We start from the raw sequence: 12,880 nt of genomic DNA on the forward strand, positions 1-12,880 counted from the left end.
CAAATCGTCTTCAAAACCTTCTAAAGCGGAGGATCTTTTTTTATGTCTCAAAAACGATGTTTATATTTCCCTGATTCAGAAACTTTGTCAGCAAATCACATAGCAAAACGCCATAAAAATTCTTATGGCGTCTAGCCCGAACTGGGAGGTGCTTATAACATACTAAATTGGAACGCCTTCTGGATAGCCTCCAAAGAAAGATGCTCCAACAATGATTAATAGAATGAATAGCACCACGATCAAAGCGAAGGAGCTGCCATATCCATTTGAGTAACCCATATTGCCACCTCCTTTAATGAGGATAGTATAAGATATGGCAAAGGATAATTTTCGACATAGATTGAAGTCTAAATAAGAAAAAATGAATATTTTGTTTAAAGTCTTAATAGAAAATGCAAATCAAAAACTATTAAAACAAACTCAAATATGGGTGGTGACATGTAACAAGACCGGGAGATCCACGCAGAGACGAAGCCTTCAGTTTATGGGAAGAGAGCGGGAGGAACCGAGAAGTTAAAAGACATTTCCGAAGAATTAGGCGTAACAAGCAGCACTGTTCGCAAATGGAAAGCAAACAATAAATAGGAAGAAAACTTATTAATACAGGATTACACTGTGAAATAATCATGATCGATATCTTTAGTTTCCCTTTTGTGTCAAAAATATGAAATTATTACCTTGTGGAAGGGTTTGTCAATTAGGGCGAGTAACAAAGACTTTAATTTTAAGGAGGAGATTTAATATGAAAAAGTCGTTAGTATCAATGTGTTTTGTTTTGGTGTTAATCTTTACTGCTATGGGAAGTGCATCAGCCTATGAATTTAAAGGTATACTTCCTCTTAATGACAAAGTAAGTGGATCTTTTGCTGATGCCGCTGCTGCTAAAGAAGGAGATGAGTGGCAATTCCATCCGGGATCAGCTACAAAAGTAAAATTTTATTTGTCCAAAAGTAGTAACACAACCCCGTTAAAAGTTAGTATTTACAAAGAAGATATAAATACTGGAAAAGTAACTCTTGTGAATTCTTATGATTCCTCAGAATTATCGAAGCACACTATTGCAGTCAGTAAAAGCTATACTTATAGTATAAGGGTTGCTGGATATAGCACTGCAAAAACTGGTGGATCATACACATTGGAAAATTCCGTAATAGAATGAATAAAAGGGAGCATAGCTCCCTTTTATTCTAAGAATCCAAACGTATTTAGATTTTTGACAAATTCAAAGGGAAGAATGAGTGTATGACTTTTAAGAAGAAGGTATGTCTTATTCTGGGTTTGTCAGTCGTTTTAGTATGTGGTTTCGCATCCAGCTTAACAGAAAGTCAAACATATCGTATGATCCATATTGCTTCTGACCGTTTTCAAACATAAAAAAGGGGTTCCTGTATGAATTCTTAAAAAAGTGTGTCCCTAATTCTTGGGCTGTCATTGACTTTAGTATGTAGTTTCGGAACCAACTTAACAGAAAACCAAACTCAAAACGCATTTCATATTGCTTCAGATCGTCTTCAAACCTGAAGAACGATTACTCCTATAATCCCTCTATACGGAGGGTCTTTTTTTATGTCTTCAGCTCAACAGAAACGATTGAATCGAATACGATGTTTATATATCCCTGGTTCAAAAACTATGTCAAATATGATTAGTTAATCACGAGCATAACGCCATAAAAACTTCTTATGGCGTCAGCCGAACTAGGAGGTGCTACTACGGCGGAGGTTAGGCAAGAGTAAAAATTAATAACCACCAAAGAAAGAAGTACCAACAATGATTAACAAAATGAATAGCACCACGATCAAAGCGAAGGAGCTACCATAACCATTTGAATAACCCATATTGCCACCTCCTTTAGTGAGGATAGTATAGGATATGGCAAACGATAATTTTCGACATAGATTTAAGTCTAAATAAGAAAAAATGAATATTTTGTCTAAAGGCTAATAGAAATGCATAATTAAAAACTATTAAAAAACAAAATCAAGATAAATGGAACAGAATCTGAAAAGTAACGTTACTAACCCGTTGGTGCACCTAAAAAGGAATAAAACGCAAAAGGAAATAAGGGGAACAAAAGAGAGAAAGGATTCGTCGGGCAACCAAAACGCTAAATGGAAAATAGAGGCGGTGCAGCTCCAAAAGGAAATCAACAGTACGTACAGTTGATTACGAATCAATCTTATTTAATTTCATGGACGATATTTGGTCTTCGGAAGCGGCGGAAGCTGAAAGGCGGAGCGGAGTTTATCCCTGCTCTTTTGGTCATGTTCCATGAATAAGGTGTCTTGCTGCAGGATTTCGAGCCAGCGACTTTATTTCCTTCAATGTTATTACCCTAGGCTATCCCTGCCTCTACGAGTATGATTGGGAAGAAATTATGGGACGATACATGACACCTATAGGCGGAGGTTTCGGGAGAAAGTTTTTAAAAAAGTTATTTTCACACAATCGCAATAAATGGAATATAAAGTAAGCGAAAGGCGAATTCATTATAAGAAAGAGGTAATTTTTTATGTATCCAAATTATTATTACCCATATACGGGTGAAAGTCGTGCTTTTGAAGGTTTGGTCGGTACGTTTATATCGATTCCAGGTAATCTAACTTTGCCTAATGGTCAAGTGCTGGCTGCAGGCACAAGGGTGTTTATACACAGATCCAGTTTTACTCAAGCTGGCCAAGAACTTGTTACAATCGTCTTTCCTTTAGGAGTTGGCGGTAATTGTGTTGCTGGTTCCGCTCAAGTTTCGGCTTCTCAACTAGGAGCCGGCCCACAGGGAGGAGTTCAGTTTCTTAGATAAATCTATATATTAATAAAAAGTGTCATCTTTTAGGATGATGCTTTTTTGAAACTCGGAGATCATGTGAGATGAATATAAAAAGTTAACCCAGAAGTTTTTTAGGTTCCAACTTAACTCCTGAACATCATCTAAGCCCGCCTCACCGGCGGGCTTCCTCATTTTTCTTAACTCCCCCTATACACCTGATAACCAAACGGCGACAGCAAAAGCGGGATATGATAATCAGTATCTGGGTCTGCAAGCTGAAAACGGACGGTGACAATGGTTAAAAACGGCTGGCCGGCCGTACTCGCTTTTTTTCTCGCAAAATAGTCTCCTGCATGGAACTCCATCACATATTCCCCGGACACCAGCTCTTCACCAGCCAGCAGCGGAGCATCGACTCGGCCGTCATCGTTGGTGAATGCCTCTTTGACAAGGCTGCTGCTGCCTTCGCCCAGCCGCTTCAATTCAATTTTTACGTTCGCTGCGGGTTTGCCGCAGGTTAAATCCAAGATATGGGTTGTCAGCTTTCCCATTATGCCTTCAGGCTCCCTAAGGCTTCATCGGTTTTCCGTTTTTCTTTCTCGGCGTCCTCTCTTGTCACGGTAAAGCGCTGGAAACCAAATGGCGGGCGCGGTTCGGTGTAGACTTTACCTTTTGAGCCCGGGATCTCTTCGACGACCGTATCCCATGTGTGATTTTGAGATTGGAAGCTGACATCGGTGAGCTGCGGGAATCTCATTAATATTCTGCAGCCGATATGATAGATTAAGTTTTGGATTGAAGGGGTTTCGAGCTCGTGAAAAACGGTGCTCGCTAAGTCTCGGACTTGTTCAGCCGCAACATAGCGGGCGGGATCGGCAGCATATGCGTCATTTGTGTTTTCATAATGCCAGCTGATGTTTAAATGGACAAACAGCGGACGATTGCCGTCTTCCGGGAGTGTTGTATATTCGTCCCGGATAAAGCCGACGAAGGAGTTGCCGCTCACCTTGACGAGCTGAAGATCCATGATTTCGCTGTATTGCTCTGTAATCGTTATTGTATCCCCGGTTCGTTTCGCTTTCAGAACAGACCGAGCGCGTTCATTGCGCGATCTTCTGAAGACGACCTGACTTGTGCCGAGCTCTTGCTCTTCGTAAGCAGGCATCGCCTCAAATGGAATGTCTTCGCCGGTCAGAGTGATCGTGTCCATATGAGAATAGGTATCTAAAAATCGGTGAGCCACATAGTGTAAGAATCCCTCGGCTGTCGTCCCTTCATAGGAAGCGAGATGGCGCTGAATAAAGTTTTTCATTGAGTCTGTAGCTACGACGAGTGTATTATCTCCATCTGTAAATGATGGCAAGAAGGCATCTCCGCCAATTTCACATGTCACATCAACGCCGACAACGGTATTGGCTCTCCCGGTAAAAGATGACTCTGGGATTTGCTTCACTCTTGTGAGCGGCTTTAAAAACGTTCGGTATGCAAATACATTGCCTTTGCCGTAAGACATGGTTCTTTTCATCTGCGTCTCTCCTTTTTCAGTTATAATGTCCGCCAGCCGAAAGCGGGCGATTCGGTAAATTTCTTCAAGGGCCTGCTGGAACTCCGCTTCCCGTTCATTCTTCAGCCTTGCCAGCAGGGCTTGGTGAATGTCCTGTTTCGTCTTTCCCTTTACCGCTAAAATGAAAGGAAAGCCGAAGCGTTCATAATAGTGTTCATTCAGCTTGAGAAATTCTTCGTATTCCTGCTGTTCAAGCGTGCTGAGCCCCGCGTTTTGCTGCTCTCTTACCGAGGAAGCGCTCATTGTTTTCTTTGTTCCGAGACGAGGGTGCTTATTGATTAAATCAAGCTGTGTCTGGCGATCAGCGGCTTTTACAATGCCCGCCATTTTGTGGTGAAGGTCGGAAAGGGAAGAAAATGGCCGCAATGCCGCGGCTTTCTCCGCAATCCATGAAGAGTGTTCAAAAATAGATCCAAGCGTGTCTGTCAGTGTTTGTGTGTCCATTTGATTCAGGTCATCCATTGTGAACATTGGCATCTTCCTTTACGTTTTCATTTCAGCGCCATCCGGCTGTTTGGTTTGAAAAAAAGCGTGCAGTGCAATTGCCGTCAAACTGCCGATCACAATTCCGCTTCCTGCCAAGACTGAGGCGGCGCCCGGAAGAGACGAAAACAACGCGGGAACTGTTGTGGCGCCGAGCCCTAAGCTGACGGAAGAGGCAATGATCAGCAGATTGCCCTGCGAATCGAAGTCAACGCTGGAGAGCATTTTGATCCCGTAAGAAATGACCATGCCGAACATGACAATCATCGCGCCGCCGAGAACTGGGTTTGGAATCACTGTTGTCAATGCTGCGGCTTTCGGAACCAGTCCGATCGCCATCAGCATAATTCCTGTAATCGCGATGACGTTGACACTTTTCATTTTTGAAAGCTGAACGATACCGACATTTTGCGAGAAGGCGGTATAGGGAAACGCGTTAAATAAGCCGCCCAGCACAATCGCAAGGCCTTCCGCCCGGTAGCCCTTTTCCAGATCCCTCTCTGACAGCCTGCGGTTTGTGATATCAGCGAGCGCAAAGTAAACACCTGTCGATTCAACAAGGCTTACAATGGCAACGAGGAGCATCGTGACAACAGCCGGCAGCTCGAAGGTCGGCGGGCCGAAATAAAACAGAGACGGAACATGAAGCCAGGATGCCTCTATGACGTCAGAAAAATCGACTTTTCCCATGAAGAATGCGGCCGCCGTTCCGGCGACAAGGCCGAGCAAAATCGCAATGGAGCGGATAAAGCCTTTAAAGAAATAAAACATCAATAAGATAAAAGCTGTGACCCCAAACCCGAGGAGCACGTTGTCCAGTGTGCCGAAGTCTTTGCTTCCTTCACCTCCGGCCAGGTTATTCATTGCTGTTGGAATCAGGCTGATGCCGATGATCATGACGACTGAGCCGGTCACGACAGGCGGAAAAAAACGGACAAGCTTTCCGAAAAAGCCCGCAGCTAAGACGACAATCAGCCCTGCGGCGATAATGGCACCATATATCGCTGAGACACCATATGTGCTGCCAATGGAAATCATCGGGCCGACTGCGGTAAACGTACATCCGAGCACAACGGGGAGGCCGATGCCGAAGTACCGGTTTTTCCACAGCTGCAAAAGAGTCGCCGTCCCGCACATGAACAAATCGATCGCAATTAAATACGTCAGCTGCCCTGCATTCAGCCCGATCGCCGCTCCAACGATCAGCGGAACGAGAATCGCTCCCGCATACATGGCAAGCATATGCTGAAATCCGAGCATCATTAGCTGAAAGGAATTGTACTGTTCCTTCATGTCTTTTTACACCTCTTTTTCTAATGCAAGTGTATGGTCTAATACCGGAAGTTCTGGTTTCTGCGCTGTTGTTTCTTTTTTGCCGCGTAAGCTGAAAAATAGATTCAAAAAGATGGCGGTCAGGCTTCCGGTGATGGTGCCGTCACTGACCAGAATCCGGATTGGAGCGGGGAATTCAGCGAAAATCCCGGGCACCGTGCTGGCGCCGATGCCGAGTGCGATTGAGCATGCGATGGTCAGGAGGTGATATTGATTTGTGAGATCCGCTGTGCTGAGCATTTTGACGCCGGACGCTATCACCATGCCGAACATGACAACGGTCGCACCTCCAAGAACAGCTGCAGGAACAGCTGAAGCAAGGGCGGCAATCTTCGGAATCAGTCCGAGACAGACAAGGATACAGCCTGCGGTAACGACGACATTTCTCGTTTTCACTTTCGTCAGCTGCAATAAGCCGGCGTTTTGCGCAAAGGTGTTGTAGGGAAAGGCGTTGAAGAGCCCGCCGATGAGAATGGCGATTCCCTCCGCCCGATAGCCTTTGACAAGATCTTTTTCGGTTAAAGGTCTGCCGCATATCTTTCCGATCGCGTAGAAAACGCCGGTTGATTCTACAATAATGACGATTCCAACGATCAGCATCGTTAAGATCGGGCCGATTTCAAATGAAGGGGCTCCGAAGTAAAATGGCTTCGGAATTTGAAAGAACGGGGCTTCGGCGACAGCAGAAAAGCTGACTTTGCCCATGATGGCTGCTGCCGCTGTCCCGGCAGCGATTCCGATCAGAACGGACAGCGTTCGGGCAAACCCTTTGAGAAAGCGATTGAGGACTAGGATCAGCATAAGGACGCCGACAGAGAGAAGAAGGTTTTCGAGCGAACCGTATTCGGGATTGGCGCTGCCGCCAGCCATATTTTTCACACCTGTCGGAACAAGAGAAAGGCCGATCAAGGTTACAACGGTTCCTGTTACGACAGGAGGGAATAACACGGTCAGCTTGCCGAAAAAACGCGCAAACAAAAAGATAAACACACCAGCCGCGATGATTGAACCGTAAATCGCGTGAATGCCGTAATTCGCGCCAATTGCAATCATCGGGGTGACGGCTACAAATGAACTGCCAAGCATGACGGGAAGCCCGATGCCGATGTACGCTCCGCGCAAGGTTTGCAAAAGCGTCGCGACGCCGCACGTTAACAGGTCAATCGCCAATAGGTAAGACAGCTGTTCAGATGTTACATTCAGCGCCCTGCCGACAAGCAGGGGCACCAAAATCGCACCTGCATACATAGCCAGCACATGCTGAAGGCCAAGAGTAAACACCGCAAACGATCTTTGTTTCACTATAGCCCCTCCTTTTAAATGTGAACTTTAGTAACATGATAGCGTGCCGATTGTCGGGTGTCATTGGATACAGTAGCCGAAAAAGACAGGTGTTATTGCTGAAAGTGACGAAAAACGATTCGGTTTGTAAGAGAATGTGACAAACGTTAGCTGATCAGCCGCTGCATCCGTAAGGCAAGCCGTAAACGCATCGTCGTTTCAGGATCTTTTAAGCTTTTGCCCAGCAGCTCTTCGCATTTTTCAAGGCGGTAGATGACAGTATTGCGATGAACGTACAGACGCTTTGCCGTCTCGGAAATTTGGCAGTGTGTCTCTAAATAGACGGACAGTGTATGAAGGAGGCTTTGATCCTCCTGCTGTTTTTCAGCGAGGCTTTGAAGCGTGGAGTTGTAAAATTTCTTCAAATCCTCAACCGGGAGCAGGCGAAGAAGCTCAGGGACATCTTTGGCGTGATACACCTGAATAAACTCCGTGCTTCTTGACAAATGCCCCGATTGCAGAGCATCAGAAGCCTCTGTAAACGCGTCGGGAACATCAATGAGCTTTTGGCATATATTGCTGATCCCAAAGGACACGGTCCGTTTAAATTGGGCTCTCACCTGTGATTGGAACTGCTCTAAAAAGCTGATCACCGAGGCGTGCATTTCACTCCAGCTGTCTGTTGCTTCGATCAGAATAATGCCGACGTTTCCTTTAATAAAGAGGTGGGGCGGAAACGGGAAGGCTGATAATTCGCCTTCAAGAAATTCGAATACGCTGTCGGAGGCGAGCTGATTTTCTGTAAAGCTGATCGATTCGTCATTACGGTCAAGTTTTCCGGCAATGCACATGTATTTTTGATCCCAGCGCAGCTTGAATTCTTTCGCCCGGTTTTTAATTTCATCATCTGAAGAAAATGACCGCTCAATAAAATTGCTGAAAAACTCATTGCGCGCCCGCCGGCTGAATTGCTTCAGCGCATTTTCCTTCAGCAGTTCAAAGGAAATCACGTTGGCCGCTTGTTCAATCGTGAGAATCAACCCTTTGTCGCCGGCCTGCACCATGTCCGGTATCAGCAGGTAGCCGCAGTTTTTTTCGTGATTATAAATAGGAAGGACAGAATACGTTTTTTGATCCGAGATCGTAGAGAAACAAGTGAAAAACGGCCCGGATACGGTATTCAGGGTGCTTTTCAGCTTTTCGGTCTCAACTGAAATCTGATGGGACGCAGAGAGCATTTTGGCATGCTGGTCAAGAAGCAGCACGGGAAGCTGAAGGAGGTCTGACACCTTTTTGAGGAGAGATTGCAGCCCCTTGCCGCTCATAATGTGGTTTGTGAATTTTTTGTGCGCGTAAATGGCTTGCTGCAGCTCGTTAGAACGCATATCGAGAATGTGGCTGAGTGTTGCATTCACAATATCGCCGAGGCGGATGTGTTCCGGGAGCTCGATGATCGGAAACGCGTATGAATCAGCCAGTTCGATGATTTCTTTCGGGATATCCTCCAGATAACGCTTTGTTTTAATGCCGAGGCCCGCGCAGCCGCGTTTTGCCATTTGCCGAATCAGTTCAGATAACTGGTGGGGGGTATCCTTCAGGTGATACGCGGTAGTGACGAGCAATTCGTTCTTATGCAGAAAGTCTGCGATATCCGGAGCGTCCATCATATTGACATGCTGAACCTCTCTTTCTCCTCCTGCTTTTCCCGCGATTAAATTGGCGTTTTCATAAGCCGGTATTTTCATCACATCAAAAATATTCATAGAGCATTCTCCTTTTCTATAAAAAACATTGGTTAAGATGAATAATTTTCAATAGGAATTCTAGCGGTTTTGCTGATGTAATACGATCATAGTAGCAGTAAACTGTTGAAAATAGAACTGATTGTGTTACATAAACTGACATGAAAAATCGTTATCCTTACATGGAGGGATCAATATGGCTTACGATTTGTTGATAAAAGGTGCGAAGACAGTTACGCCAGATGGCATTAAAGAAGCTGATATTGCAGTTCAAAACGGTGTCATTGCCGAGATTGGTTCAGACATTGAAGCAAGCGGGGCAGCAATGATCCAGGCAGATGGAAAATACGTGTTTCCTGGTGCGATAGACTGCCATGTTCATTTCAATGAACCGGGCAGAGAGGATTGGGAGGGGATTGAAACAGGTTCGCAGATGATGGCAGCAGGCGGCTGCACCACCTATTTTGATATGCCGCTCAATTGCATTCCATCAACTGTGACGGCAGAACATCTTCTCGCAAAAGCTGAACTTGGCAGGCAAAAATCAGTCGTGGATTTTGCGCTATGGGGCGGCCTTGTGCCCGGCCATATCGAGGACATCCGCCCAATGGCTGAAGCGGGAGCGATCGGGTTTAAAGCGTTTTTATCAAAATCAGGCACAGACGAGTTCCGCTCTGTTGACGAAAGGACCTTGCTCAAAGGCATGACAGAAATCGCCGCTGCAGGAAAAATCCTCGCTCTTCACGCCGAGAGCGACGCAATCACAAGCTATTTGCAGATGGTCTTGGCCAATAAAGGAAAAGTGGATGCGGATGCGTACGCCGCCTCCCGCCCGGAGGAAGCCGAAGCTGAAGCGGTGTATCGCACGATTCAGTATGCGAAGGTGACAGGCTGTCCGGTCCATTTTGTCCATATCAGCACGGCAAAAGCGGTCCGGCTGATCAGAGAGGCGAAACAGGAAGGGCTTGATGTTTCGGTCGAAACATGCCCGCATTATGTCTTGTTCAGCCATGACGATTTACGAGAAAAGGGCTCTGTCGCAAAATGCGCGCCTCCGCTCCGGTCGCCTCGATCAAAGGAGGCGTTGATCGAGGAGCTCATTGCGGGGCACATTGACATGGTCTCCTCCGATCATTCCCCTTGCCGCCCGTCCTTGAAGCGGGAGGACAATCTGTTTTTATCATGGGGCGGAATCAGCGGCGGGCAGTTCACTTTATTAGGAATGCTGGAACTGGCGCTTGAGCATCAGATTCCGTTTGAAAACATCGCTGAATGGACAGCGGCGGCCCCTGCAAAACGATTCGGCCTTCAGCAAAAAGGACGGCTTGAAGCGGGGTGTGATGCCGATTTTGTGCTTGTCAGCATGGAGCCGTACACTGTCACAAAAGAATCGATGTTTGCAAAGCATAAGCAAAGCATTTACGAAGGGCATACATTTCCCTACCGCATTTCGGCCACTTACAGCAAAGGACTGTGCGTGTACAGTGATGGGGAAAAAGTCAGCGGAATTGACGGAACGTTGGTCGTTCCTTCGTAAACCCGGCGGTATTTACCGCCGGGTTTTTTTGATTTCCGCTGTTCTTGTTTTTAAAATTCAATCAACGTGGTATCTTTTTTAAAAGGGAGGCGGAGGCAATGGAACATGTCAAATACATACTGAAGCAATCATGGTCGCGCCATACGAGCTCTAAATGGACGGAAGAATGCCCGTCATGCGGCCAATGCGGTGTGACGGCATTGGTGATTCAGGGTTATTTCGGCGGCGCCATTTTTAAAACAAAAGTCGGTGAGAGCTGGCATTTTTATAACAGCATCAATGGCGTGATGTACGATTTTACGAGTGAACAGTTTCGGGCGCCTATTGAATATCAGCATATTCCTTCCTCAAGAGAAGAGGCGTTTTTAGATACGAATGAGGAACAATACCTGCATCTTCGTTCAGCATTTTCCCGCCATATGAACAGCATTTCCGAGGAAACCTGAAAACACGTGTGATAAACTGGGAGAGAGGTGAATGATTGTGATTTATATCGGACTGACGGGATGGGGGGATCACGACAGCATCTATCCGCCGAAAACGGCCAGCCAGAAAAAATTGCAGGCCTATTCCTCCCATTTTCCGACCGTTGAATTAGACGCGAGCTTTTACGCGATTCAGCCGGCGCGCAATAATGAAAAGTGGGTGAAGGAAACGCCGGAAACCTTCCAATTTATCGTGAAAGCGTATCAGGGCATGACGGGGCATCAGCGCGGCGAAATTCCCTTTGACTCAAAAGAGGAGATGTTTGAAGCGTTTAAGGTGTCTTTAACGCCATATTTACATAGCAATAAGCTTGCCATGGTGCTGTTTCAATTTCCGCCGTGGTTTGACTGCAAGAAGGAGAATGTCGCCTATTTGAGGTGGTGCAAGCATCAAATGGGAGATATCCCTTGTGCGCTTGAATTCAGAAACCGCTCCTGGTTCTCGCCGCCATTTTATGAGCAGACACTTTCATTTATGAAAGCGGAAGGCTGGATTCACAGTGTTTGTGATGAACCGCAAATCGGAGAAGGCAGCGTTCCGACTGTTTTGCGCGCCACCGATGAAAACAAAACGCTCGTCAGGTTTCACGGACGCAACAAGCAGGGCTGGATGAAGCCTGATGGCGGGAAAAACTGGCGGGAGGTCAGGTACTTATACCGCTACAACCAACAGGAGCTGGAGGATTGGAAAAAGCACCTGGATGAATTGCAGCAGCAATGTAAGGATGTTTTTGTCCTGTTCAATAACAATTCCGGCGGAGACGCCGCGGATAACGGCAAGCAAATGCTTGAACTGCTTGATATCGAGTACAGCGGACTTGCTCCGAGACAGCTCGATTTATTTTAGAAAAGAGGTTTTGATTGATGTCGTTTGTGATTTTGGCCGTACTGGGATTAATCGCAGGTACGGTAGGCAGTCTGATTGGGCTTGGCGGCGGAATTGTCATCGTGCCGTCTCTGATGTTTTTAAGCACAGTGACGCCGCTGTTTCAGGATGTGACGCCGCAGGTCGCGATTGGAACTTCGCTTTTGGTCATTATTTTTACGGGTCTTTCTTCAACTTTGGCTTATATTAAATATAAAACCGTTGATTATAAGAGCGGGCTCATTTTCTTTATTGGCTCAGGTCCCGGCAGCATTATCGGGGCTTACGTGTCAAAGCTGTTCAATTCAAACTCGTTTTCCGTATGGTTTGGCATTTTTATGATTCTTATTTCATTATCCTTAATGCTGAAAGCGAAAGCCCGGCCGATCAACAAAGCGCACAAAGGGATTATTCGGACATTTCAGGATGATGCCGGTGAGCCTTATACGTACTCATATCAGGCGCCTATCGGCATTGCCATTGCCTTTGTTGTCGGCTTTTTAGGCGGGCTTTTCGGAATAGGCGGCGGTTCGCTGATGGTTCCGGCGATGATGCTGTTATTCCTGTTCCCGCCAAAGGTTGCGGTGGCAACGTCCATGTTTATTATTTTCCTGTCCTCTATGACAGGATCTGTTTCACATGTTATTTCCGGGCATGTCAATTGGCTGTATGCCCTAGCGCTGGTGCCCGGCGCTTGGTTCGGCGGAAAGCTTGGCGCCGCCATCAACAGAAAAATGCAGACGAAAACGATCGTTATGATCATGCGGATCGTACTGATCTTGATCGGCTGCCAGCTCATTTATGAAGGCATTTTCAGCTGAACG

13 protein-coding genes and 2 pseudogenes are annotated in these 12,880 nt (G+C 46.2%); 7 read left to right on the forward strand and 8 right to left on the reverse strand.

The window, feature by feature from the left end:
• Positions 1–162: 162 nt before the first annotated feature.
• Positions 163–279, reverse strand: a complete 117-nt coding sequence (locus BSI_RS22275) for a YjcZ family sporulation protein (protein WP_003240909.1) — start codon at positions 277–279, stop codon at positions 163–165.
• A 167-nt stretch (positions 280–446) separates the two neighbouring features.
• On the opposite strand from BSI_RS22275, the pseudogene BSI_RS23320 reads away from it, so the two are divergent.
• Together BSI_RS23320 and BSI_RS0121525 are read left to right on the forward strand one after the other, a co-directional pair.
• Positions 447–582 (forward strand): annotated as a pseudogene (locus BSI_RS23320) (phage terminase small subunit-related protein); the annotation flags it as partial.
• A gap of 160 nt (positions 583–742) precedes the next feature.
• On the forward strand, positions 743–1,159 hold the full coding sequence (locus BSI_RS0121525; RefSeq protein WP_032732262.1) for a hypothetical protein: 417 nt from the start codon (positions 743–745) through the stop codon (positions 1,157–1,159).
• Between the two features lie 580 nt (positions 1,160–1,739).
• Here BSI_RS0121525 and BSI_RS22285 read toward each other — a convergent pair.
• Together BSI_RS22285 and BSI_RS23325 are read right to left on the reverse strand one after the other, a co-directional pair.
• Entirely contained in the window at positions 1,740–1,838 is a 99-nt protein-coding gene (locus tag BSI_RS22285) for a YjcZ family sporulation protein (RefSeq protein ID WP_032732263.1), read from the reverse strand.
• A 375-nt stretch (positions 1,839–2,213) separates the two neighbouring features.
• Positions 2,214–2,319 (reverse strand): annotated as a pseudogene (locus BSI_RS23325) (hypothetical protein); the annotation flags it as partial.
• A gap of 193 nt (positions 2,320–2,512) precedes the next feature.
• On the opposite strand from BSI_RS23325, the gene BSI_RS0121535 reads away from it, so the two are divergent.
• Positions 2,513–2,800: a hypothetical protein gene (locus BSI_RS0121535; RefSeq protein ID WP_032732264.1), complete on the forward strand. Its 288-nt coding sequence runs from the start codon at positions 2,513–2,515 to the stop codon at positions 2,798–2,800.
• Positions 2,801–2,964: 164 nt separating this feature from the next.
• Here the strand turns inward: BSI_RS0121535 and uraH are convergent, their stop codons facing one another.
• The 5 genes from uraH to pucR form a co-directional block, all read right to left on the reverse strand.
• Entirely contained in the window at positions 2,965–3,318 is a 354-nt protein-coding gene (gene uraH, locus BSI_RS04375; RefSeq protein ID WP_003240915.1) for a hydroxyisourate hydrolase, read from the reverse strand.
• Complete coding sequence (gene pucL, locus BSI_RS04370; RefSeq protein WP_003240917.1) at positions 3,318–4,802, reverse strand: factor-independent urate hydroxylase; 1,485 nt, start codon at positions 4,800–4,802, stop codon at positions 3,318–3,320. The genes uraH and pucL overlap by 1 nt, the downstream gene beginning before the upstream one ends.
• A 12-nt stretch (positions 4,803–4,814) precedes the next feature.
• Complete coding sequence (pucK, locus tag BSI_RS04365; RefSeq protein WP_003240919.1) at positions 4,815–6,107, reverse strand: uric acid permease PucK; 1,293 nt, start codon at positions 6,105–6,107, stop codon at positions 4,815–4,817.
• 6 nt (positions 6,108–6,113) lie between these two features.
• Positions 6,114–7,448, reverse strand: a complete 1,335-nt coding sequence (pucJ, locus tag BSI_RS04360) for a uric acid permease PucJ (protein WP_003240922.1) — start codon at positions 7,446–7,448, stop codon at positions 6,114–6,116.
• A 146-nt stretch (positions 7,449–7,594) separates the two neighbouring features.
• Complete coding sequence (pucR, locus tag BSI_RS04355) at positions 7,595–9,190, reverse strand: purine catabolism transcriptional regulator PucR (protein WP_003240924.1); 1,596 nt, start codon at positions 9,188–9,190, stop codon at positions 7,595–7,597.
• 175 nt (positions 9,191–9,365) lie between these two features.
• Between pucR and BSI_RS04350 the strand changes: the two genes are divergently transcribed.
• The 4 genes from BSI_RS04350 to BSI_RS04335 all read left to right on the forward strand — a co-directional run bounded on the left by BSI_RS04350 (position 9,366) and on the right by BSI_RS04335 (position 12,877).
• Positions 9,366–10,706: an allantoinase gene (locus BSI_RS04350; RefSeq protein ID WP_003240926.1), complete on the forward strand. Its 1,341-nt coding sequence runs from the start codon at positions 9,366–9,368 to the stop codon at positions 10,704–10,706.
• A 98-nt stretch (positions 10,707–10,804) separates the two neighbouring features.
• Complete coding sequence (locus BSI_RS04345; RefSeq protein ID WP_003240927.1) at positions 10,805–11,152, forward strand: YunG family protein; 348 nt, start codon at positions 10,805–10,807, stop codon at positions 11,150–11,152.
• Between the two features lie 37 nt (positions 11,153–11,189).
• Positions 11,190–12,038: a DUF72 domain-containing protein gene (locus tag BSI_RS04340; protein WP_032732277.1), complete on the forward strand. Its 849-nt coding sequence runs from the start codon at positions 11,190–11,192 to the stop codon at positions 12,036–12,038.
• Positions 12,039–12,055: 17 nt separating this feature from the next.
• The gene (locus tag BSI_RS04335; protein WP_003240931.1) at positions 12,056–12,877 is read left to right on the forward strand and encodes a sulfite exporter TauE/SafE family protein; all 822 of its coding nucleotides are present in this window, start codon (positions 12,056–12,058) and stop codon (positions 12,875–12,877) included.
• Positions 12,878–12,880 lie beyond the last annotated feature (3 nt).

This window comes from Bacillus inaquosorum KCTC 13429, from assembly GCF_000332645.1.
Classification (GTDB): Bacteria; Bacillota; Bacilli; order Bacillales; family Bacillaceae; genus Bacillus; species Bacillus inaquosorum.